This is a genomic window from Pseudomonas sp. URMO17WK12:I12, from assembly GCF_000514395.1.
GTDB classification, from domain to species: domain Bacteria; phylum Pseudomonadota; class Gammaproteobacteria; order Pseudomonadales; family Pseudomonadaceae; genus Aquipseudomonas; species Aquipseudomonas mucoides.
In genome coordinates this window covers 1-23,043 of the sequence record NZ_AZVV01000006.1, presented here as the reverse complement: position 1 = coordinate 23,043, position 23,043 = coordinate 1, and the positions used below count along the sequence as shown (strand labels likewise).

At 58.3% G+C, this 23,043-nt stretch carries 22 protein-coding genes and 1 other RNA gene; 8 read left to right on the top strand and 15 right to left on the bottom strand.

Going from position 1 to position 23,043, the window contains the following annotated elements; all coding sequences use genetic code 11:
* Positions 1-179 precede the first annotated feature (179 nt).
* Positions 180-533, bottom strand: an RNA gene (gene rnpB / locus D882_RS1000000131625) — RNase P RNA component class A.
* A 75-nt stretch (positions 534-608) separates the two neighbouring features.
* Positions 609-1,514, bottom strand: a complete 906-nt coding sequence (gene rsmI, locus D882_RS0107635; protein ID WP_170219129.1) for a 16S rRNA (cytidine(1402)-2'-O)-methyltransferase — start codon at positions 1,512-1,514, stop codon at positions 609-611.
* Positions 1,515-1,690: 176 nt separating this feature from the next.
* Between rsmI and D882_RS0107630 the strand changes: the two genes are divergently transcribed.
* The 4 genes from D882_RS0107630 (at position 1,691) to D882_RS0107615 (ending at position 5,140) form a co-directional block, all read left to right on the top strand.
* Positions 1,691-3,502 carry a penicillin-binding protein activator gene (locus D882_RS0107630; RefSeq protein ID WP_027922681.1) on the top strand — a complete coding sequence of 604 codons (1,812 nt, stop codon included), beginning with the start codon at positions 1,691-1,693 and terminating at the stop codon, positions 3,500-3,502.
* On the top strand, positions 3,502-3,864 hold the full coding sequence (locus tag D882_RS1000000131920; protein ID WP_081743924.1) for a YraN family protein: 363 nt from the start codon (positions 3,502-3,504) through the stop codon (positions 3,862-3,864). Before D882_RS0107630 ends, D882_RS1000000131920 begins: the two co-directional genes overlap by 1 nt.
* A gap of 104 nt (positions 3,865-3,968) precedes the next feature.
* Positions 3,969-4,562: a phosphoheptose isomerase gene (locus D882_RS0107620; protein ID WP_008025961.1), complete on the top strand. Its 594-nt coding sequence runs from the start codon at positions 3,969-3,971 to the stop codon at positions 4,560-4,562.
* Positions 4,559-5,140 (top strand): BON domain-containing protein, encoded by a 582-nt coding sequence (locus D882_RS0107615; RefSeq protein ID WP_027922679.1) that lies wholly within the window; start codon positions 4,559-4,561, stop codon positions 5,138-5,140. Before D882_RS0107620 ends, D882_RS0107615 begins: the two co-directional genes overlap by 4 nt.
* A 116-nt stretch (positions 5,141-5,256) precedes the next feature.
* Here the strand turns inward: D882_RS0107615 and D882_RS0107610 are convergent, their stop codons facing one another.
* The 7 genes from D882_RS0107610 to rplM all read right to left on the bottom strand — a co-directional run bounded on the left by D882_RS0107610 (position 5,257) and on the right by rplM (position 10,146).
* Positions 5,257-5,670: a ClpXP protease specificity-enhancing factor gene (locus D882_RS0107610; protein ID WP_007943725.1), complete on the bottom strand. Its 414-nt coding sequence runs from the start codon at positions 5,668-5,670 to the stop codon at positions 5,257-5,259.
* Positions 5,671-5,686: 16 nt separating this feature from the next.
* Positions 5,687-6,304, bottom strand: a complete 618-nt coding sequence (locus D882_RS0107605) for a glutathione S-transferase N-terminal domain-containing protein (protein ID WP_027922678.1) — start codon at positions 6,302-6,304, stop codon at positions 5,687-5,689.
* Positions 6,305-6,454: 150 nt separating this feature from the next.
* A complete protein-coding gene (locus D882_RS0107600; RefSeq protein WP_027922677.1) occupies positions 6,455-7,237 on the bottom strand; it encodes a cytochrome c1 in 783 nt (260 codons plus the stop codon).
* On the bottom strand, positions 7,237-8,448 hold the full coding sequence (locus tag D882_RS0107595; protein ID WP_027922676.1) for a cytochrome bc complex cytochrome b subunit: 1,212 nt from the start codon (positions 8,446-8,448) through the stop codon (positions 7,237-7,239). Before D882_RS0107595 ends, D882_RS0107600 begins: the two co-directional genes overlap by 1 nt.
* On the bottom strand, positions 8,448-9,041 hold the full coding sequence (petA, locus tag D882_RS0107590) for a ubiquinol-cytochrome c reductase iron-sulfur subunit (protein WP_027922675.1): 594 nt from the start codon (positions 9,039-9,041) through the stop codon (positions 8,448-8,450). Before petA ends, D882_RS0107595 begins: the two co-directional genes overlap by 1 nt.
* A 269-nt stretch (positions 9,042-9,310) precedes the next feature.
* Positions 9,311-9,703, bottom strand: coding sequence for a 30S ribosomal protein S9 (gene rpsI, locus D882_RS0107585; protein WP_002555064.1), 393 nt, complete (start codon positions 9,701-9,703; stop codon positions 9,311-9,313).
* Between the two features lie 14 nt (positions 9,704-9,717).
* A complete protein-coding gene (gene rplM, locus D882_RS0107580) occupies positions 9,718-10,146 on the bottom strand; it encodes a 50S ribosomal protein L13 (RefSeq protein ID WP_007905295.1) in 429 nt (142 codons plus the stop codon).
* A 245-nt stretch (positions 10,147-10,391) separates the two neighbouring features.
* Here rplM and D882_RS0107575 point away from each other — a divergent pair, with 245 nt between their 5' ends.
* Positions 10,392-11,432, top strand: coding sequence for an NADP(H)-dependent aldo-keto reductase (locus D882_RS0107575; protein WP_027922674.1), 1,041 nt, complete (start codon positions 10,392-10,394; stop codon positions 11,430-11,432).
* Between the two features lie 103 nt (positions 11,433-11,535).
* On the opposite strand, the gene D882_RS0107570 is transcribed toward D882_RS0107575, so the two are convergent.
* Positions 11,536-12,672, bottom strand: coding sequence for an acyl-CoA dehydrogenase family protein (locus D882_RS0107570; protein WP_027922673.1), 1,137 nt, complete (start codon positions 12,670-12,672; stop codon positions 11,536-11,538).
* Between the two features lie 243 nt (positions 12,673-12,915).
* On the opposite strand from D882_RS0107570, the gene D882_RS0107565 reads away from it, so the two are divergent.
* Positions 12,916-13,812, top strand: coding sequence for a GlxA family transcriptional regulator (locus D882_RS0107565; RefSeq protein ID WP_172825971.1), 897 nt, complete (start codon positions 12,916-12,918; stop codon positions 13,810-13,812).
* 196 nt (positions 13,813-14,008) lie between these two features.
* On the opposite strand, the gene zapE is transcribed toward D882_RS0107565, so the two are convergent.
* The 3 genes from zapE to D882_RS0107550 form a co-directional block, all read right to left on the bottom strand.
* A complete protein-coding gene (gene zapE / locus D882_RS0107560; RefSeq protein ID WP_027922671.1) occupies positions 14,009-15,103 on the bottom strand; it encodes a cell division protein ZapE in 1,095 nt (364 codons plus the stop codon).
* Positions 15,104-15,194: 91 nt separating this feature from the next.
* On the bottom strand, positions 15,195-16,550 hold the full coding sequence (locus D882_RS0107555; protein WP_027922670.1) for a tryptophan--tRNA ligase: 1,356 nt from the start codon (positions 16,548-16,550) through the stop codon (positions 15,195-15,197).
* Between the two features lie 24 nt (positions 16,551-16,574).
* Positions 16,575-17,204 carry an alpha/beta hydrolase gene (locus tag D882_RS0107550; protein WP_027922669.1) on the bottom strand — a complete coding sequence of 210 codons (630 nt, stop codon included), beginning with the start codon at positions 17,202-17,204 and terminating at the stop codon, positions 16,575-16,577.
* Positions 17,205-17,348: 144 nt separating this feature from the next.
* On the opposite strand from D882_RS0107550, the gene D882_RS0107545 reads away from it, so the two are divergent.
* Complete coding sequence (locus tag D882_RS0107545) at positions 17,349-17,783, top strand: YhcB family protein (protein ID WP_027922668.1); 435 nt, start codon at positions 17,349-17,351, stop codon at positions 17,781-17,783.
* Between the two features lie 197 nt (positions 17,784-17,980).
* Here the strand turns inward: D882_RS0107545 and D882_RS0107540 are convergent, their stop codons facing one another.
* Positions 17,981-18,685 carry an OmpA family protein gene (locus D882_RS0107540; protein WP_027922667.1) on the bottom strand — a complete coding sequence of 235 codons (705 nt, stop codon included), beginning with the start codon at positions 18,683-18,685 and terminating at the stop codon, positions 17,981-17,983.
* A gap of 103 nt (positions 18,686-18,788) precedes the next feature.
* The gene (locus D882_RS0107535; RefSeq protein WP_027922666.1) at positions 18,789-19,433 is read right to left on the bottom strand and encodes an MBL fold metallo-hydrolase; all 645 of its coding nucleotides are present in this window, start codon (positions 19,431-19,433) and stop codon (positions 18,789-18,791) included.
* Positions 19,434-19,644: 211 nt separating this feature from the next.
* On the opposite strand from D882_RS0107535, the gene D882_RS0107530 reads away from it, so the two are divergent.
* Positions 19,645-23,043, top strand: a 3,399-nt coding sequence (locus D882_RS0107530; protein ID WP_027922665.1) for a M10 family metallopeptidase, incomplete at its 3' end; no start/stop codon positions are given.

The following is a 23,043-nucleotide window of genomic DNA, read 5'->3' as shown; positions in this document are numbered from 1 at the left end:
CGTGTCATTCGACCCAATAACTTGAATCAGCACGGATGGCTGCGTTCGAAAGTTAAAGTAGTTTGTTAAGAGTAAGATTTTTTTGGTATTACGAAAGTGCTTCTGCTGATGATTCTGAACGGAGGGAAACTGCCATCACTGGCGCCCTGTTCAACGATTCAAACAGGGAGGGGAAAAAGGTGGAGAGTCGATCTGTAAGCCGGGTTCTGTCTTGAACAGTCATTCGTCTACGATGGCCATCACTGGACATCTTTAGCAACCTACCCGGTCCCAGCGCGGGCCACGCCTTGGGACCCTATTTGGTCTTGCTCCAAGTGGGGTTTACCTAGCCACGAACTGTTGCCAGACGTGCGGTGCGCTCTTACCGCACCTTTTCACCCTTACCGGCGCCGAAGCGCTTAGGCGGTTATTTTCTGTGGCACTTTCCGTAGGCTCACGCCTCCCAGGCATTACCTGGCACTTCGCCCTATGGAGCCCGGACTTTCCTCCCCCCCCTAATTTTCATAGAGGGCAGCGACTGTCCGATCGACTCTCCGCCGCGAAGGTTAACGGCAGAGCGGCCGAAGAACAAGCGCTAAACGCCTTTGGCCCCTCCTGCACATCGGGTTTTACTCGCCCTTCTGTTTATCCAGTGCGACCTGATACAGCACATTCTTGCGCTCGCCGGTGATTTGCGCCGCCAATGCCGCTGCACGCTTGAGCGGCATCTCCTCTAACAACAAATTGAGGATGCGCATCGCTTCGCTGCTGACGGCGTCCTCGGTCTCAGGCGCAGCCCAGCCAGCCACCAGCACCACACACTCACCGCGCTGCTGATTGCTGTCCGACTCGACGAACTCGCGCAACTCGGCCAATGGCAGGCCTTTAAGGGTTTCAAAGGTTTTGGTGATTTCCCGAGCCAGCAACGCCTGACGCTCACCACCGAACACCAGCTCCATGTCTTGCAGGCATTCAAGGATGCGGTGCGGGGCTTCGTAGAAAATCAGCGTGCGTGGTTCTTCCTTTACCAGTTCAAGACGAGCGCGACGACCGACAGCCTTGGCCGGCAGGAAACCCTCAAAAATGAACCGGTCGGATGGCAAACCCGCTGCCGACAGCGCCGCGATCAAGGCGCAAGCTCCCGGCACCGGCACCACATTGATCCCCGCAGCACGGGCCTGACGCACCAGGTGATAACCGGGATCGGAAATCAGCGGCGTACCGGCGTCGGAGATCAGCGCTACATCGTCACCGGCCAGCAGGCGGGTGATAAAGCGGCTACCTTCATCCCGCTCGTTGTGTTCGTGACAGGCGGCCAACGGTGTCGGGATACCGAAATGCTGCATCAAACGCTGGGAGTGACGCGTGTCTTCGGCAGCAATCAACGCGACGTCGCGCAGGATCTTCAGCGCACGCGCACTGATGTCGTCCAGGTTGCCGATGGGCGTCGCCACCACATAAAGCGAGCCAGCAGCGGAATTCAAAGCACCTGGAGCAGTCAAAGCGCACACCTCATGATCGGTAAAAGGCGACATTGTAGCGCGTAGCGGCGCTTGCGATACGTCTGGCCCTTGACGGGTTTTTCCGCCATTTGTGCAGTGCTGCAACATTTACACGAGCTAAATTGATCGATTCACGCCAGTAACATCGCGCCCCGGCCAGTGCTTGGGTACAATTCCACGCTAATTTGATCGAGTATCAGGAACACTACATGATCGCTTGCCTGCGGCTGTTCACTGCCCTCTGCCTCGCTGCCTTGCTGGCGGCTTGCGCCAGCTCGCCCTCCTCCAGCCTTGGCGAACTTCCACGGACCCCGGATGCCAGTATCGAGCAACTGCTCGAGCAGGCGAATCAAAGCAAGGATCCGGAAAAAGCCGCCCTGTTGCGCTTGAGCGCAGCGGACGCAGCCTACCGACAAGGGAATGCCGGCCAGTCCGCGCAAATCCTGCAGTTGGTTCCGGTCGAGCAACTCAAGCCTGGCCCACAAGTCTTCGCCAGCACGCTGGCGGCGGAACTGGCGATGGTGCGCAACCAGCCCAAAGCGGCACTGACTGCCTTGAGCCATCCGAGCCTGCAACACCTGAGTGAATTGCCCGTCGAGCAACAGGTTCGCACGGGTACTGTTCACGCTCGCGCCCTTGAAGCCGATGGCCAGACGCTCGCCGCCGCACGGGAGCGTATTTTCATCGCGCCGATGTTGAGCGGTGAAGCAGCCAGCAAAAACCACGAAGCGATCTGGACCCTGATCGCCTCACTGCCTACCGAGCAGCTGCAACCCACCACCTCCGACGACCTCGGTGGCTGGATGGGCCTGGCGCTGGCCGTGAAATCGGCCGGTACGCTGGAACAACAGCAAGCCGCGATTGATAACTGGCGCGCGCAAAACCCTAAACACCCTGCCGCCGTTCATCTGCCGCAGGCACTGACCAACCTCAAGGAACTGGCCAGCCAGCCCCTGAGCAAGATCGCCCTGCTACTGCCACAGGACGGCCCGCTGGCCTCGGTCGGCAAAGCATTGCGCGAAGGTTTCATGGCGGCTCACTACCAGGCACAACAAGCCGGGCAGAAGCCACCGGCCATCGAGTTCTATGACAGCTCGAAGCTGACGTCGATGGACGAGTTCTACCGCAAGGCCCAGGCCGATGGCGTGCAACTGGTGGTTGGCCCGCTGGAGAAGCCGCTGGTCAAACAGCTTAGCTCGCGTCCGCAACTGCCAATCACAACCTTGGCACTGAACTACAGCGAAGGCGAACAAGGCCCGGCCCAACTGTTCCAGTTTGGCCTGGCGGCTGAAGACGAAGCCCGCGAAGTGTCTCGCCGCGCTCGTGCCGATGGCCTGCATCGCGCCGCGATCATGGTGCCAAAAGGCGAATGGGGCGATCGTGTACTCCGCGCCTTCAGCCAGGACTGGCAGGCCAACGGTGGCAGCATCGTCGCCACCGAACGCGTCGACCAACCGGTTCAACTGGCCCAGCAGATTGCTGACATGTTCCAGCTGCGCCAGAGCGAAGGCCGCGCGAAAAGCCTGCAAAGCACCGTAGGCTCGCAGGTCGCTGCCCAGCCTTCACGTCGCCAGGACATCGAGTTCATCTTCCTGGCCGCCACTCCGCAACAGGCCCAGCAGATCAAACCGACCCTGAACTTCCAGTACGCAGGCGATGTGCCGGTTTACGCCACCTCCCACGTGTTCAGTGCCAGCGGTGACGTCAATCAGTACAACGACATGAACGGTATTCGCTTCTGCGAAACCCCGTGGTTGCTGGATGCCAATGATCCACTGCGCAAACAAGTGACAGCACAATGGCCACAAGCCGGCGGCAGCCTCGGTCGCCTGTATGCCATGGGCGTCGATGCCTACCGTCTGGCGCCACGCCTGGGGCAACTCAAGGCCTTGCCGGACAGCCGCATCTCGGGCCAGTCGGGCAGCCTGGGCATGACCCAGAACCAACGCGTCGTGCGCCAGTTGCCTTGGGCCCAGTTCGTCAACGGCCAGGTTCAACGCCTGCCTGACACCCCGAACTGATGCCTGACAGGTCACGCCAGCAAAGCGGTCAAGATGCCGAGCGCCATGCGCTCGAGCATCTTCAACAACACGGTCTGCGCCTGCTGGCGCAGAACTGGTTGTGTAAACGCGGCGAGCTTGATCTGGTCATGCTTGATGGCGATACAGTAGTATTCGTTGAAGTCCGCTACAGAAAAAATACCCAATGGGGTGGCGCGCTCGATAGCATCGATGAGCGCAAACGGCAGAAACTGATTTTCGCCGCGCAGTATTTTCTTCAGCGCGAGTCGCGTTGGGCCAATTCCCCTTGCCGCTTCGACGTGGTTGCCATCGACAGCAATCTTGATCAGTTGAACTGGATTCAGAATGCCTTCGACAGCTGATCGCTTGCGCCCCGAACCGGACACCTACACCCAACACTTTTGCTCTTTGCTTTGCGGGCTGCACATTCATGTGCCGAGTAGCCGCGCTAATTAAGGTCACACAGATGGACATGCAATCCCGAATTCGCCAGCTTTTTCAGGCCAGTATCGACACCAAGCAAATGGCGATGGACGTACTTGCACCGCACATCGAGCAAGCCAGCCAAGTGATGGTCAACGCCCTGCTCAATGAGGGCAAAATGCTTTCCTGCGGCAACGGCGGTTCCGCCGGCGACGCCCAGCACTTTTCGTCGGAGCTGCTCAACCGCTTCGAGCGTGAGCGCCCGAGCCTGCCAGCCATCGCGCTGACCACCGACAGCTCGACGATCACCTCGATTGCCAACGACTACAGCTACAACGAAATCTTCTCCAAACAGATCCGCGCCCTCGGCCAGCCAGGCGATGTATTGCTGGCGATTTCCACCAGCGGCAACTCGGCAAACATAATTCAGGCGATCCAGGCCGCACATGATCGCGAAATGATTGTCGTAGCATTGACCGGTCGCGATGGCGGCGGCATGGCGTCACTGCTATTGCCCGAGGATGTCGAGATTCGCGTACCGGCCAATGTCACCGCACGTATTCAGGAAGTCCACCTGCTGGCGATCCATTGCCTTTGCGATCTGATCGACAGCCAACTGTTCGGGAGTGAAGAATGACCCCTAATCGCCTAGGCCTGATGGCCTTGACCCTGTGCCTGATCGGCATCAGCGGCTGCACCTCGGTGGTTAACGCCAGCCGTGAAGCGCCGATTGAAGATGACCGTGGCACACGCACCTTCGGCAGCAAGATCGACGACTCCCTGATCGATACCAAAGTCGGCGTCAACGTGGCCAAGGCCGACCCGGCCCTGGACAAGGATTCGCACATTGTCGTTACCAGCTTCAATGGTGTGGTGCTGCTCGCCGGGCAGACGCCTCGCGAAGACCTCAAGGCCAAGGCCGAGCAGGCCGCAGCCGCTGTGCAGCGGGTAAAAACCGTGCACAACGAATTGCAGATCCTGCCGCCCTCCTCGCTGCTGGCACGCCAGAACGACGCCTGGCTGACCACCAAGATCAAGACCCAGATGCTCGCAGACGCCAACATCCCCGGCTCGCGCATCAAGGTGGTGACCGAAAACGGCATCGTCTACTTGCTAGGCCTGCTGACCAAACAGGAAGCTGCTCAAGCGACCAATCTGGTACAAGGCGTTTCCGGCGTGCAGAAGATTGTGAAGCTGTTTGAGTACATCGACTGATCCACACCTGTAGGAGCACGGCTTGCCGGCGATGGCGTCTTTGAATCGCCATCGCGAGCCAGCTCGGCTCCTACGGAAGTAATAAAAAAGGCGATCCATCCGGATCGCCTTTTTTATTACTTCACCACTTTCAAACTGGGTCGACCGCTGGGACGCGGCGGCTCGCTGTCGGGTGGCGGAATATCATCATCCGGCTCAATCTCTTCTTCGTCTTCCATAGGCGATTCCAGATCGAACACCATGCCCTGACCGTTCTCCCGGGCGTAAATCCCCAGGATCGAGGCGATAGGCACGTACAGGGTGTGTGGCACACCGCCGAAGCGCCCTTCGAAGCTGACCGCCTCGTTGTCCATGTGCAAATGCCGCACGGCTTGTGGCGACACGTTCAAGACGATTTGACCGTCACTGGCAAAGCCCTGAGGCACCTGCACCGATGGGTATTCCGAATTGACCAGCATGTGCGGGGTGCAATCGTTGTCCACAATCCACTCGTAGAGCGCGCGGACCAGATAAGGTCGACTGGAGTTCATAGCGGCTCCTTAAGCCTTAGCGCATATCGCGTTCGACACCAGACAGACTTGCCTGGAAAGCCTCACGCGCAAACGAGCGCTCCATATAATCAAGCAGCGGCTTGGCAGGCCGCGGCAGTTCAATACCCAAAATCGGCAAGCGCCAGAGTATTGGTAATAGGCAGCAGTCCACCAGACTTTGTTCCTCACTGAGGAAAAACGGCTTGTCGGCAAACAGCGGCGACACGCCCGTCAGGCTCTCGCGCAGCTCTTTACGAGCGACGACGCGGGCTGCTTCCTTGGTCTTCGAATCCAGGATCAGATCCACCAGGCCACACCAGTCGCGCTGAATACGATGAATCAGCAGACGGCTGTTTGCACGCGCCACAGGATAAACCGGCAGCAAGGGCGGGTGCGGGTAACGCTCATCCAGATATTCCATCACCACGGTCGACTCCCACAACGCCAGGTCACGATCGACCAGGGTGGGCAGGCTTCCGTAAGGGTTCACCTCAATCAGTTTAGGCGGCTGGCGACCAGCTTCCACGTAAATGATCTCGGCGCTGACACCCTTCTCTGCAAGTACGATACGCACTCGGTGGGAATAGTGGTCGGCGGGGTCGGAGTAACAGGCCAACCGATTGGTCACGCCCATGGCGGTCCTCCTCGCTTGTTGAAATTATCGAAAGCGGAAAAACGAGCGCGCCCAGAGGACGCCTCCCGTAACGCCTGGATCACCAGACTCGTTACACCTTCAGAGGCGCCCTTGGGCGCGCGCGATTAACAGCAACTGCTTGAATCTTTATCAGTGCACATCTTTCCAGTATTCGCGCTTGAGCAGATAAGCGAACACGAAGAAGAACGCCAGGTACAGCAAGACGTAAGTACCAATGCGCTGATGTTGCAACTTAACCGGGTTAGCCGAGTAAGCCAGGAAGGTTACCAGATTCTTGACCTTCTCATCGAACTGCTCTTCGGTCAGGGCTCCCGTTTTCGGCACGATGGTCATTTGATCACAGGCTTCATGCGTCAAAGGCGTACCGGTCAGCGGGTCAAACTGCTTCTTGCCGTCTTCGACGATCTGAACCTGCTTGCAACCGATGATCTGACGACCTTGCAGGCCCGCCAGGACGTTAGGCATACCGACGTTCGGGAAAACCTTGTTGTTCACGCCCCATGGACGCGACGGATCTTCGTAGAACGACTTCAGGTAGCCATAGAGCCAGTCAGTACCGCGAACACGAGCCACCAGCGTCAGATCAGGCGGAGCCGCGCCGAACCAGGCCTTGGCGTCTGCCGGCTGCATGCCGATGCTCATGTGGTCGCCAATCTTGGCGCCGGTGAATACCAGGTTCGAGAGCATCAGCTCATGGGGAATGCCCAGGTCATCCGCAACGCGCTCGTAGCGCTGGAACTTGGCGCTGTGGCAGCCCATGCAATAGTTGGCAAAGGTACGTGCACCATCTTGCATGGCAGCCTTGTCGGAAACGTCGATGTCGACCTTTTCCAGCTCGGGACCACCATGTTCAGCCGCGAAGGACAGGACAGGCAAAGCAGCAAAAATCAGCGCAAAAAATAACTTTTTCATCAGCCAGTCACCCTTTCCGGAACCGGTTTGGTCTTCTCGAGCCTGGTGTAGAACGGCATCAGAATGAAGTAGGCGAAGTACAGGAAGGTACAGACCTGCGACAGCAACGTCCGCTCAGGAGTCGGGGCCAACACGCCCAGCACGCCAAGGATCACGAACGAAATGCAGAACACCCACAGCCAGATCCTGCTCAGCCAGCCTTTGTAGCGCATCGACTTGACGGGGCTACGGTCCAGCCACGGCAGGACGAACAGCATGGCGATCGACGCACCCATGGCAATAACACCCATGAGCTTGTCCGGGATGGCCCGCAAAATCGCGTAGAACGGAGTGAAGTACCAGACCGGAGCGATGTGCTCTGGGGTCTTGAAGGCGTTCGCCACTTCGAAGTTCGGTTTCTCGAGGAAGTAACCACCCATTTCCGGGAAGAAGAACACGATCGAGCAGAAGATGAATAGGAACACCACCACGCCGACGATATCTTTCACGGTGTAGTACGGGTGGAAGGCAATGCCGTCCAGCGGTACGCCGTTTTCGTCCTTGTGTTTCTTGATGTCGACGCCGTCCGGGTTGTTCGAACCGACTTCGTGCAACGCCAGAACGTGCAGCACCACCAGACCGAGGATCACGATCGGCAACGCAACAACGTGCAGGGCGAAGAAGCGGTTCAGGGTAATACCGGAAATCAGGTAGTCACCACGGATCCACTGGGTCAGGTCGTTACCGATGACCGGGATCGCACCGAACAGCGAGATGATCACCTGGGCACCCCAGTAGGACATCTGGCCCCACGGCAGCAGGTAACCCATGAAGGCTTCAGCCATCAGCGCCAGGTAGATCAGCATGCCGAAGACCCACACCAGCTCACGCGGCTTCTGGTACGAACCGTAGAGCAGGCCACGGAACATGTGCAGATAAACCACGATAAAGAACGCCGAGGCGCCAGTGGAGTGCAGCAGACGCAGGATCGAGCCGTACTCGACGTCGCGCATGATGTATTCGACGGAAGCAAACGCCTCTTCTGCCGACGGGGTGTAGCTCATGGTCAGCCAGACACCGGTGACGATCTGGTTAACCAGAACGAGCAGTGCCAGGGAGCCAAAGAAATAGAAGAAGTTGAAGTTCTTCGGGGCGTAGTACTTGCTGAGATGGTCTTCCCACATTTTGGTCGCGGGAAAGCGCGCATCAACCCAATCCATGAACTTGCTCATCACGCTTTCTCCGTATCGACGCCGATGACAATGATGTCGTCGGTCTCATAGGAATGCGGGGGAACTGGCAGGTTCAAAGGCGCAGGTTGCGACTTGTAGACGCGGCCAGCCAGATCGTAGTGGGAACCGTGGCACGGGCAGAAATAACCGCCTACCCAGTCCTTGCCCAGATCAGCAGGTGCCACTTCGGGACGGAAGGTCGGCGAGCAACCCAGGTGTGTGCAGATACCGATCAGCAGCAGTACTTCTGGCTTGATCGAACGCGTTTCCGGGTCGACATAAGTCGGTTGTGTCGAGTTCTTGGAGGTCGGGTCAGACAACTGGCCCTCGATCTTTTTCAGATTCCCCAGGATTTCCGTAGTACGGCGGACAATGAATACCGGCTGGCCGCGCCACTCAGCAATCATCTGCTGGCCTGGCTCGATTTTGCTGACATTCACTTTCACCGGTGCACCTGCGGCTTTCGCCTTGGCACTGGGAAACCATGACCCCACGAACGGGACCGCAGCCCCCACCGCTCCTGCAGCACCCACCACGGATGTGGCTGCTACCAAGAAGCGACGCCGGCCTGCATTCACGCCGTCATTGCTCATTCAGTCCTCTCCCATCAGCTTTTGTGGCCTGTTAAATCAGGCATCTACTAAGTAAATCTATGTACTTATAAAAATTTTGCCGAATGGTAATGAAAAGCCCCAATTCTGACAAGGTAATTACCCAAGGGCTCCACTGCCAAGCCTTGCAGTATAGGGGCTCTACGGCTGTGGCAAGTTGTCACAGCGCAATTCTTTGATAAATCGCACGCATAAAAAAACGCCCAGCTCCGCGAGGAGACTGGGCGTTCTTTTTTGAACGTGAAAGCGAATTAACGCTTCGAGTACTGCGGACGCTTACGCGCTTTACGCAGACCGACTTTCTTACGTTCAACTTCACGAGCATCGCGAGTAACGAAGCCAGCTTTGCGCAGAGCGCCACGCAGGGTTTCGTCGTACTGCATCAGTGCGCGAGTGATACCGTGGCGGATTGCGCCAGCTTGACCACTTACACCACCGCCGATCACGGTGACGTAGATGTCGAACTTCTCGACAGTCTCAGTCAATTCCAGCGGCTGACGAACTACCATGCGGGCAGTTTCGCGGCCGAAGAAATTATCCAGCGAACGGTTGTTGATGGAGATGTTACCAGTACCCGGACGCAGGAAAACGCGTGCGGTTGCGGTCTTGCGACGGCCAGTGCCGTAATTTTGAGTCGCCGACATAATGAACTATTCCGTTAAAACTTCAGTTCTTGGGGCTGCTGAGCAGTATGAGGGTGTACAGCGCCCGCATAGACTTTCAGCTTACGATACATGTCGCGACCCAGCGGGTTCTTAGGCAGCATGCCTTTGACCGCGGTCTCGATCACGCGCTCAGGGGCTTTAGCGATCAGCTTTTCGAAGTTGATCGACTTGATGCCGCCCGGGAAACCGGAGTGGGAGTAGTAGATTTTGTCGGTGGTTTTAGCACCGGTTACACGAATCTGCTCGGCATTGATAACGACGATGTAATCGCCGGTGTCAACGTGAGGAGTGTACTCAGCTTTATGCTTGCCACGCAGACGGCTCGCGATTTCGGTGGCCAGACGACCCAGGGTCTGACCTGCAGCGTCGACGACAAACCAGTCGCGCTGTACTGTTTCCGGTTTAGCAGTAAAAGTTTTCATTCTTTATAGCCTCAGGGGCCGCCCTGTAAATTAGACGGCGGATCTTACTGAATAGTGCGTACTTTGACAAGTCAAAGGCAGCCGGATACAGACGCTTTCGGGGGCTCGGGTCGGCGCGTCCGTTCAACGGCAAGATTCTTCGGCGGCGGCGCATCACTTCCACTGCAGAAAGAGGTGCGCAATTATGCAGATTGCGAAAAATAATTCAACCTGCTTTTATGATTGTTTTGCCCGAGGAGTACCCGATGGACTATCGCCAGCTAGGCAGAACCAATCTGAATGTGAGCGCCATCTGCCTCGGAACCATGACCTGGGGCGAGCAAAACAGCGAGGCTGAAGCCTTCGCGCAGATTGAACGGGCCAAAAGTGCCGGGATCAATTTCATCGACACCGCCGAGATGTACCCGGTGCCACCCAAGGCCGAAACCTACGCCACCACCGAGCGCTACATCGGCAATTACTTCAAAAGTCGCGGCGATCGCGCCGACTGGATCCTCGCCAGCAAGATCGCCGGCCCCGGCAATACCATCGATTACATCCGTGATAAAAACCTGCGCCACAACCGCCAGCACATCACCGAAGCCGTGGACGCGAGCCTGAAACGCCTGCAAACCGACTACATCGACCTCTATCAACTGCACTGGCCGGAACGCAGCACCAATTTTTTCGGACAGCTGGGCTACAAGCACAAGAGCGAAGCCAACCTCACGCCGCTGGAAGACACCCTCGAAGCGCTGGACGAGCAGGTCAAGGCCGGCAAGATCCGCCACATCGGCCTGTCCAATGAAACACCATGGGGCACCATGCGCTTCCTCGCCCTGGCCGAAGCCCGTGGCTGGCCGCGCGCCGTGTCGATCCAGAACCCGTACAACCTGCTCAACCGCAGCTTCGAAGTCGGCCTGGCAGAAATTGCCATTCGCGAACAATGCGGCTTGCTCGCTTATTCGCCGCTGGCGTTCGGTTTCCTGTCGGGCAAGTACGAAGGTGGCGCTCGCCCACCAAAAGGCCGCCTGAGCCTCTACAGTCGCTTCAGCCGCTATTTCAACCCACAATCGGAAGCAGCGTGCAGCCGTTACGTGGCACTGGCCCGTGAACACGGCCTGGACCCGGCGCAAATGGCATTGGCATTCGTGACCCAGCAACCGTTCGTCACCAGCAACATCATTGGTGCGACGACGATGGAGCAACTGGAGAGCAACATCGCCAGCTTCGATTTGAAACTGTCGGATGAAGTGCTGGAGGGGATTGAGGCGATTCACAAGGATCACCCGAACCCTGCACCTTGATTGATCCTTAAAACCAATCGCGGGCAAGCCCCGCTCACACAGGTTCGGTTATTCCTGTGGGAGCGAGGCTTGCCCGCGATGGCGCCAGTTCAGTCAATGCAGATCAAAGCGAACGCGCAATAATCTCCTTCATGATTTCATTGGTCCCCGCATAAATCCGCTGCACCCGCGCATCCGCCCAAGCCCGGGCAATCGGGTATTCCCACATAAAGCCGTAGCCGCCATGCAACTGCACGCACTCATCGAGTACCTTGCATTGCAGGTCCGTGCCCCAATACTTGGCCATCGCCGCCGTCGGCACGTCCAGCTTGCCTTGCAGGTGCAACTCCAGACAGCGATCGACGAAGACTCGGCCAATCTGAATTTCGGTGGCCATCTCCGCCAGCTTGAAGCGCGTGTTCTGGAAATCGGCAATCGCCTTGCCGAACGCCTTGCGTTCGCGGGTGTAGTCCAGCGTCCATTGCAACGCAGCCTCAGCCGACGCCAGCCCGCCGATGGCCACGGTGAGGCGTTCTTGCGGCAATTCCTGCATCAGGTAAGCGAAGCCCATCCCGGCCTGCCCCAACAGGTTTTCCTTGGGCACCCGAACGTCCTGAAAGAACAATTCCGACGTGTCCTGCGCCTTCATCCCGACCTTTTCCAGGCGCTTGCCCTTGTCGAAGCCGGGGGTGCCGGCCTCGACCAGAAACAGACTAGTGCCCTTGGCGCCGGCCTTCGGATCGGTCTTGGCCACGACAATTACCAGGTCCGCCAGAAAGCCGTTGGTGATGAAGGTTTTCGAACCGTTGATGATGTACTCGTCGCCATCCAGCACCGCCGTGGTCTTCACCCCTTGCAGGTCGGAACCGGCCCCCGGCTCGGTCATGGCGATCGCCGTGACCATCTCGCCGGACACCAGTTTCGGCAGGTATTTGTGCTTCAACGCCTCACTGCCGTAATGCAGGATGTAAGGCGCCACAATGTCCGAATGCAGGGAGAAACCGATCCCGGTCAGCCCCAGGCGCCCGACCTCTTCGATCACCACCGCGCTGTACAAAAAGTCCGCGCCCAACCCGCCGTATTCCTCCGGCAGATGCGAACACAACATCCCCGCCTCCCCGGCCTTGTTCCAGAGTTTTCGGTCGATATAGCCTTGTTTTTCCCAGTGTGCATGGAACGGAACGGCCTCTTTTTCGAGGAATGTACGCACGCTGTCGCGGAAAAGTTCGTGCTCGGAACTGAACAAGGTTCTGGGGATCATGCGGCACCTGTCGTTATTGTTAGAGGAATGGCCCTTCAGAGACTAAGCCTCACCTCCGACACAGGACACTGGACACATCAGACAAAAAATAAGACGATCCAGCCGTTTGATGACCACTTTCCCTTATAAAAATAAAGTTGAATTATGTCTAAGCACGTCTCCACGCCCCTGCGGCGCGTCAGCATCCTGGCGATCGACCGGGTTTTCGCTTCCACCCTCCTGCAAGCCAAAGATTTCTTCCATCTGGCCAGCCTGCGCTATGGAAAACAGCTGGGCCAGGGCCTGACACCGGCATTTGAAACCCGGTTGGTCAGCCCCGACGGCAAGCCAGTGAATAGCTTCAGCGACGTGATCATCCCGGTAGACGGCGGCCTGGAAAACGCCGACATCATCATCCTCCCCGCCTTCTGGGACGACTTCGAGACGCTCTGCAAACGTTATCCGCAGGTCTTCCCGTGGCTGCGCGAGCAACATGCCCGCGGTGCGGTGCTGTGCGGCGAAGCCACAGGGGTGTTCTGGCTCGCCGAGGCCGGCCTGCTCAATGGCAAGGAAGCGACCACGTACTGGCGCTTCTTCAACGCGTTCGCCGAGCGCTACCCGCAGGTTCAGCTGAATCAGGACAAGCACCTGACCGACGCCGACAACCTGTATTGCGCCGGCGGTACCACCTCGGCCTGCGATCTCTACATCTACCTGATCGAGCGCTTCTGCGGCGCCAACGTATCGCAGGCCGTGGCGCGGGATATCCTCTACGAAGTCCAGCGCAGCTATTCCCCGGGACGGATTGGTTTTGGCGGCCAGAAGCTGCATCAGGACGTGATCATCCTGCAGATCCAGCACTGGCTCGAAGAGCACTTCGCCGACAAATTCCGCTTCGAAGACGTCGCCCGCGAACACGGCATGAGCATCCGCAACTTCATGCGCCGCTTCCAGACCGCGACCGGCGACAAGCCGCTGCATTACCTGCAACGCCTGCGCATCGAAACCGCCAAGGGGCTGCTGTCCGGCAGCCGCAAGAGCATCAAGACCATCAGTTATGAGGTCGGTTACGATGATGCAAGCTTCTTCGCGCGGCTGTTCCGCCAGCACACGGAACTGTCGCCGAACCAGTATCGGCAGCAGTTTCAGCAGGCGGCGTAATACTCAAATCCAACACATATCCAATGTGGGAGCGAGCTTGCTCGCGATTGCGGTGTGTCAGTCGACATCAATGTTGAATGTGAAACCGCCATCGCGAGCAAGCTCGCTCCCACAGGGTCCGCGCTGGATTCAAGGTCTGCTCAAGGCATAAAAAAGGGCCTGCAAATGCAGGCCCTTTTTTTGTGTCCGAATCGTCCTACGGCTTGTGCGCCCGGGACAGGAATTCGTGCGACTGCATTTCCAGCAGACGGCTGAGCGTGCGCTGGAACTCGAAGTTCAGGCGACCGCCGGTGTAGAGGTCTTTGAGCTCGACTTCGGCTGAAATGATCAGCTTGACGTTACGGTCATAGAACTCATCGACCATGTTGATAAAGCGACGGGCGATGTCATCCGTGGTGACGCTCATCTGCTCGACACCGCTGAGCAGCACGGCGTGGAAGATCTTGCCCAGTTCGATGTAATCGTTCTGGCTGCGTGGGCCGTCGCACAGTTCGCGGAAGTCGAACCAGGCCACGTCATCACACGTACGTACCGCGCGGATGGCGCGATTCTCGATCATCAGCACGTCATTTTCGACCGCGGCGGTGCATTCCGGCGTCAGTGCGCGGAAGCTCTTGCGCAGGCTTTCCTGAGCGGCTTCGTCCAACGGAAAGTGGAACAGTTCCGCTTGTTCAAGATGACGCAGACGGTAATCGACGCCGCTGTCGACGTTGACGATGTCGGTGTTCTGCTTGATCAGCGCGATGGCCGGCAGGAAGCGCGCGCGTTGCAGGCCGTCCTTGTACAGGCCGTCCGGCACGATGTTCGAGGTCGCGACCAAGGTCACGCCGTTCTTGAACAGCTCTTCCATCAGCGTGCCAAGAATCATGGCGTCGGTGATGTCGGAGACGAAAAACTCATCGAAGCAGATCACGCGCGACTCGTCGGAGAAACGCTTGGCGATGATGGTCAGCGGGTTTTTCTCGCCACCGAGGGTCTTCATCTCCTCGTGCACGCGCTTCATGAAGCGGTGGAAGTGAGTCCGGGTCTTTTCCTTGAACGGCAGCGCTTCGAAGAAGGTGTCGACCAGGTAAGTCTTGCCGCGACCCACGCCGCCCCAGAAGTACAGGCCCTTGACCGGCGCCTGCTCTTTCTTGCCAAACAGTTTGCCAAACAGGCCCGGCTTGCTCTGCGAGGCCGCGACCAGATCGTCGTACAGGCGCTGCAAATGGCGCACAGCAGTTTCCTGCGCGGCGTCATGGAAGAATTCCGGGCGCTTCAGATCAGCTTGATATCGTTCTAGGGGCGTCATAATTCGTTAGCAAGGCAACAAAAACGGGCCGTCACTGTAGCGACGGCCCGGGGGAATGGCAATCGGCCCTTGGTCGGGTCGAGCCGCTGTTTTATTCCTGAACCGGCGTCAACGTAACGCGCAGGGCGTCGATGGCGCCGTCACGCGCGGCGCTGTCGGCGAATGCCGGGCTGTCTGCCACACACTCGCCTTCCAGCCAGACACTGAAGCTCAGGTCTTCGCTGCGCAGGTCCAGAGGCTGGCCCGCTTGCAGTTGCTTGGTCACTTGCCCAGCGGTTTTGCCGTCGGCAAAGTTGCGCGACAACAGCAGTTGCTCGCCATCGGCCGCCAGCAGACGGAAGCGGAAACTGCCGTCGTCTTCACGGAAGCTGACAAAACGTGCTGCTTTCGCGGCTTTTTTCTTGGTAGTGGCCGCGACTTGAGTCTGCGCCACGAAAGAACGCAGGCCGACCGCTTCACGCAGTTCGTGAAGGAACGGTGTCGCCACGGCACGGGCCTTCTTGGCGCCGACTTGCAGCATGTCTTCCAGGTCCGCCGGGCGTTCGATCAACTGGTGATAACGCTCGCGGGACTCGCCCAGTTCGCTGTCCAGCAACTGGAACAGACGATTCTTCGCTTCGCCCCAACCCAGGCCTTGCAACAGTTCGCTGCGGAACTCGTTGGACTGCGCCGGGGTGGCAAATGCCTGGAACAGTGTGAACAGGTGCGAATTGTCCGGGTCTTTGGCTTCGCCCGGCGCGCGCGAATCGGTGACGATCCGCGAAATCGCGTCCTTCATCTCTTTGGCGCTGCTGAACAACGGGATGGTGTTGTCGTAGCTCTTCGACATTTTGCGACCGTCGAGGCCTGGCAGCGTGGCAACACTTTCTTCAATCAGCGCTTCAGGCATGGTGAAGAATTCTTTGCCTTGACCGAACAAATGGTTGAAGCGCTGACCGATGTCGCGGGCCATTTCCACGTGCTGGATCTGATCGCGACCGACCGGCACCTTGTGCGCGTTGAACATCAGGATGTCCGCGGCCATCAGCACCGGATAGCTGTACAAGCCCATGGTAATGCCTGCATCCGGGTCTTCGCCGGTCTCGACGTTCTTGTCCACCGAAGCCTTGTAGGCGTGGGCGCGGTTGAGCAGGCCCTTGGCGGCGACGCAGGTCAGCAGCCAGGTCAGCTCGGGGATTTCCGGGATGTCGGACTGGCGATAGAACGTCACGCGGTCCACATCCAGGCCACCGGCCAGCCAGGTCGCGGCGATTTCCAGACGCGAGCGCTGGATGCGCAGCGGGTCATCGCATTTGATCAGGGCGTGGTAGTCGGCCAGGAAGTAGAACGAATCGGCATTGCTGTCACGGCTGGCGACGATCGCCGGGCGGATGGCGCCGGCGTAGTTGCCCAGGTGTGGCGTGCCGGTGGTGGTGATGCCGGTGAGGATACGGGTACGAGTCGTCATGGGTAATCGCTTGTCAGACTGCAATCAATTCGAAAGACGCGGCAGGATCAGATCCTTGAGATCGGTCAGCTTGCCATGAAAAAAGTGTCCGCATTCTGCCACTTTCAGCAGCTCATGGGGACGCTCGAGTTTCGCGGACCAATCGTAGACGACTTGCGGGTCAATCACTTCGTCGGTTTCCGGCTGGATCAGGGTCAATTCGCCGTGTTGCGGCAGTTGATCCTGATCGCCCAGGCGCATGACAGCGGGCGCTACCATGAACACATGTTTCAGCTGTTCGCCCTTGGCTTCCAGGCGTCCGCCGAGACTGGCGGCAACAAAACCGCCGAAGGAGAAACCGAACAGGGTCAGTGGCAAATCTGGATGTTTGGCCCGCAGCCATTCGGCCACCGCCTCGGCATCGTCGACTTCGCCGGTGCCCATGTCGTGGGCGCCTTCGCTGGCACCGACGCCACGGTAGTTGAACCGCAAGGTAATCAAACCGGCATCACGCGCGGTGCGCTGCAGGGTCGACACCACTTTGTTGAGCATGGTGCCGCCCTGCACCGGGTTCGGATGGCAGATCAGCGCAATGCCGCGTGGCTGCTCATTATCGAGGTAAAGGGCTTCCAGTTGACCCACCGGGCCATCAATCACTACAGGGGTTTCGCGCATAAGCAAGGAAGGAACTCCGTGACCTCGAATCGGGTCGACTCGTCTAGCAATTTGTCTGTGCCAATCTATTGCGAGTGAATCGCGGTATACAGCGCAGGTTCGAGCCGTTAACGTAAAGCAAAGCCGTTTATAGAGGAAGGACTCGTGGAACACTCGCTCTTAGTTTGGTTGTTACCGACTCTTGCCCTGGTTGTGGGTGTCGCCATTGGATTCCTGATCGCTCGCCTGGTGCCAAATGCCGCGCCGAGCAGCACGCAACGTCAGCTGGATGACATTCAGGAACGTTTCGACAATTATCAGAATGAGGTGGTAACCCACTTCAACAGCACGGCCACCCTGGTCAAGAAGCTGACTCAGAGCTATCAGGAAGTGCAGGATCACCTCGCCGAGGGCGCCAACCGCCTGGCCCTGGACGAGCAAACTCGCCAGCGCTTGCTGGCCTCCTTGCACGCCGATGCGGCAACGGCCCCGCGTGAACGCCTGACGCCGCCGCGCAACCAGGAGCCGCCTCGCGATTACGCACCAAAATCCCCGAACGCGCCGGGCATGCTTGATGAGCATTACGGCCTGAAGAAGTAATCAGGTTTAGCGCAATACAAAAGCCCTCGGACGAGTGATTGTCCGGGGGCTTTTTTGTTGCTGATGTTTGGGTTGTCAGCACTGGCCTCATCGTCGGAACAAATCACACAAAAAAGCCCGCCCGATCTGTTGAGGATCGGGCGGGCTCTTTTTTTTACGCCTGGGGTTCAGTCAGGTTGGTAAAGGTAAAACGGTTATTACTGAGGATACTGCTGACCCGGAATCGCTTTCAAGTTGACTTCAACGCGACGGTTCTGTGCCCGACCATTGGCATCACCGTTGCTGGCAATCGGATTATCCGGGCCGGCACCGCGAGCCGAGAGATTGGCACCGCTCACGCCTTGCGACGTCAGGTAAGTCGCCACGCTCTGTGCACGACGCTGGGACAGGTCCATGTTGTGCTGACGCCCACCGGTGCTGTCGGTGTAGCCGACGATCTCGATCTGGTTCTGGTTGAACTCCTTGAGCGAGCCCGCCAGGTTGTTCAACGGCTGATAGAAGCTTGGGGCGATGTTCGCCGAATCGGTGGCGAACGTGATGTTGCCCGGCATGATCAGTTTGATCTGATCGCCCTGGCGCTGCACTTCAACCCCGGTGTTGGCCATGCTGGCGCGCAGTTTTTTCTCTTGCTGGTCGGCGTAGTAACCGTAACCGGCGGCGGAAGCACCCACCACCGCAGCGCCGATCAGCGCGCCCTTGCCACGGTTATCGTGGTTGATCGCGGCACCGGCCAAGGCACCCGCCAAGGCACCGAGGCCGCCGTATTTAGCGGTTTTGCTCATGCCTTCGGAGCCAGTATCAGCCTGCCCCTGAGGCTGGCCATTGTAAGGGTTGGGCGAAGCACAGCCCGACAGCAAGGCCACTGCGGTAGCGACAATAATCAAAGGACGCATGGTGAACATTAAGAGCTCCTACTTTTTGCATTCTGTGGTGCAACGGACTTAAGCATTGGACCTTTGCGGGCGTTGGATCGTCGCGCCGGTCAAAAATTCCCTGTGTTACAAATCAGGCCCGCACGAACGGGTTCTCGCGCATTTCATCGCCCAGACGCGTGTCCGGACCATGCCCGGTGACCACGGTCGCTTCTTCGTCGAGGGTATACAGCCGCTGCTTGATCGACCGCACGATGGTCGCCTGATCGCCGCCCCACAAATCCGTGCGCCCTACCCCGCGTCGAAACAGCGTATCACCGGCAATCAGCAGCTTAGCCTCTGAAAACCAGAAGCTCATGGAACCTGGCGTATGCCCCGGTGTGTGGATCGCCACACCGCAACCGCAAGCCAGTTCTTCGTCATCGGCCAACCAGCGATCCGGCGACGGAACCGGCGTATAAGGCACTCCGAACATCTGGCACTGCATTTCCAGGTTGTCCCAGAGAAACTGATCTTCTTTGTGCAGGTGCAACGTCGCGCCGGTTTTCTCCTTGAGCTGACCGGAGGCCAGGAAGTGATCCAGGTGCGCGTGGGTATGGATGATGCTGACCACCTTCAAGCCCAAGGCATCGAGGCGCGCCAGAATCAATTCATGATTGCCGCCCGGGTCGACCACGATCGCCTTTTTAGTGATCGGGTCGCCGATGATGGTGCAGTTGCACTGCAACGGGCCGACGGGGAAGGTTTCGCGGATCAGGGCGGGGTTTGTAACGGTCATGGGAAATCGATGGCCTGTATTGGACAGAAGGCATTGAACATGGCTTCAGGATTCTACGCCACTCGCCGATACAGTTCTCCAGGCCAATTACTTGACGTCAGCAACAGAAAAGTAGTGGCCAGATGATGTCAACTGTACCGATTCTGGTGCAGAATTGTACTTTTGTAGCGGCCGCATCCAGGAAGGGCCGCAGCGCACTCAGGAATTTCGCATGCCCACTCCGACTGGTTCCACCTTAAGCTTTTATTCTTCGTTGACTGGCGTCAAACCCGTAGACAGTCTGCTCTCCGGAACTTACTGGCTAGGTTCGAGCTGGACCGTTGGAGGGTCGACGAACCTGAGCTACAGCTTCATCTCGGGCAGCAATTCCTACTTTGCTACCAACTACAGTGCCGACAATGAATACCTGGCAATGTATGAGCTGTCGCAGGACCAGCGTGGCGGCATTATCAGAGCGCTGAGCTCTTGGAGTGCGGTCGCCAATATCAAATTCACCCAGACCACCGACGATATCTCGAACGTCGGAGACCTGCGCTTTGGCGGCTATGCGCTGATGAAGGATCAGGCCGCTGCCTGGGCCTACACACCGTCCAATACGCCCAAGGGCGGGGATGTCTGGATCGGCGACCCAGCCAATGAGTTCCCGATCAATGGCTCCTACGATTACATGACCTATATCCACGAAATCGGTCATGCCATCGGACTTAAACACCCCTTCTCACCCAACTCGCTGAACACCACGATCCTGGACCCGTCGCTGGACGATGTCCGCTTCACCGTGATGAGCTACAACAATAACTACTCGTATCAGCCTACAACGCCGATGCTTCTGGACATTCTCGCGATCCAGGCACTGTATGGGGCCAATACCCAGTGGCAATCCGGTGACAACGTTTATCGTTGGGAGAGCTACCAGAAGGTATTCGAAACCATCTGGGACTCCGGCGGTACCGATACGATTGACGCCAGCAACCAGCTGAATTCGGTCAACCTCGACTTGAACGAGGGCGCGTTCAGTTCCATCGGTGTCTACTTTGAGAACAGCACCAGCGGGACCACTTACATCTTCAACAGCGGTCTTGCGATTGCTTACGGTACGAAGATCGAAAACGCTATTGGCTCGACGTTCAACGATATTTTGAAAGGCAATGCCCTGGACAACGTCCTGGATGGCCGCGAAGGCGCGGATACCATGTACGGTGGCGCGGGTAACGATACTTACTACGTCGACAATAAAAATGATGTGGTCGTTGAAACCGGTACGTCCGCCACGGAAATCGACTCGGTAATTTCGACGGTCAGCTACAACCTCACCTTCAGCCCCAACGTGGAAAACCTCACGTTGCTCACTAGCGGCAACCTCAACGGGACCGGCAACGCTTCGAACAACGTGATCCTGGGCAATGCCGGCAACAACATCATCGACGGCGGCGTGGGGGGCGACTATCTGGCCGGCGGCGCGGGCAACGACACCTACATCGTCGACAATGTGAACGACGTCGTCATCGAGACCAGCACTCTGGTCAGCGAAATCGACACCGTTCGCTCGTCGGCGACGTTCATGCTGGGCGCGAACCTGGAAAACCTCATCCTGACCGGCAATGCCAGCGTCAACGCCATTGGTAACGCACAGAACAACGTGCTCACAGGCAATGATGGCGACAACCAGTTGAATGGTGGCTTAGGGCTGGACACCATGATCGGTGGCAAGGGCAACGATGCCTACGCGCTCGACCAGGTCGGCGAACTGACGCGGATTCAGGAAAACGCCGGGGAAGGCAATGACTCGCTGTACGTGGTCTACAACGCAGACCAAGGCAACGCCATCAACCTGGGCGTGAGCAATCTGCAGAACGTCGAGAACGTATTGCTGTTGGGCACCGGCGCCTTTTCGGCGGTCGGCAACGACCTGAACAACGCCCTGACCGGCAACGGCTCGTCCAACACGCTTGACGGTGGACTGGGCAACGACACCCTTGATGGGGGCGCTGGCGCCGACACGATGATCGGCGGACTCGGTAACGACACCTATGTCGTGGACGACGTTGCGGATTCGGTGGTCGAAGCCGCCAACGAAGGCATCGACCTGGTCCAGAGCTCCATCGGGTATGCGCTGGGCGCCAATATCGAGAACGGCCAACTGGTAGGTACTGCCCAGGTCGACCTTACCGGTAACGATCTGAACAACCTCCTGACCGGTAACGCGGGCGCGAACATTCTCAACGGCATGGCCGGTGCCGACATCATGGACGGCGGGGCTGGCAACGACAGCTACTACGTCGACAACGTCGGTGACGTGGTCATCGAACGGGGCGCGTCCACCTCGGAAATCGACGCAGTCGCCGCCTCTATCGACTACACCCTGGGCGCCAATGTCGAATACCTGACCCTGCTGGGCTCGGCCAATCTCAACGGCACCGGCAACATCCTGAACAACGTGATCACCGGGAATGCCGGCGACAACATCCTCGATGGTGGCGCCGGCGGCGACTACCTGGCGGGAGGGACGGGTAACGACACTTACCTGGTCGACAATGTCGGCGACGTGGTGGTGGAAACCAGTACCCTGGTCAGTGAAATCGACACTGTGCGCTCCTCCGTGACATTCACGCTGGGTGCAAACCTGGAAAACCTGACGCTCGTCGGCACGAACACCGGCCCCATCAACGCGTTCGGCAACAGCCAGAACAACGTGCTGACGGGCAACGATGCCGACAACCAGTTGAGCGGTGGCGGCGGTCTGGACACGATGATCGGCGGCAAGGGTGATGACGGTTACATCCTGGATCAGTCCGGTGAACTGGCGCTGGTTCAGGAAAACGCCGGAGAAGGCAGAGACTCGCTGTACGTCACCTACAACGCGACCGCACAGGATTATGTGGTCGACCTCGGCTTGAGCAATCTGCAGAACGTCGAGGACGTCCTGATCCAGGGCAGCGGCGCATTCAGCGTGACCGGCAACGCCTTGAACAACGGCATGATCGGCAACAGTGGCGACAACCTGATAGACGGCGGCCTGGGCGCCGACTTCATGGCAGGCGGCACAGGCAACGACACCTATGTCGTCGATAACATTGGCGACGTCGTCAGTGAAACCAGTACTGTCGCCGGCGAAATCGACACCGTGCGCTCCTCGGTCACCTACGTGCTCGGCGCCAACCTGGAAAACCTCACCCTCACCGGCACCGCCAACATCAACGGCGTCGGCAACACCCAGAACAACGTGCTGATTGGCAATGATGGCGACAATCAGCTCAACGGTGGCGCCGGACTGGACACACTGATCGGTGGCAAGGGTAACGATGACTACGGTATCGACCAGGTGGGAGAACTGGCCCGTGTTCAGGAAAATGCGAACGAGGGGATCGACACGCTCTACATTGGCTACAACGCCGGCGACCCGAGGCTGTTCAGCAGCTATGTCGACCTGCTCGGTAATCTGCAGAACGTCGAAAACATCATTGTGCAGGGCAGCGGGTCATTCAACCTGACGGGCAACAGCCTGAACAACGCCCTGACCGGCAACGCCGACAACAACGTGCTCGACGGCGGCACCGGCGCCGACACCCTGGACGGCGGCGCCGGCAACGACACCTACTACGTCGACAAC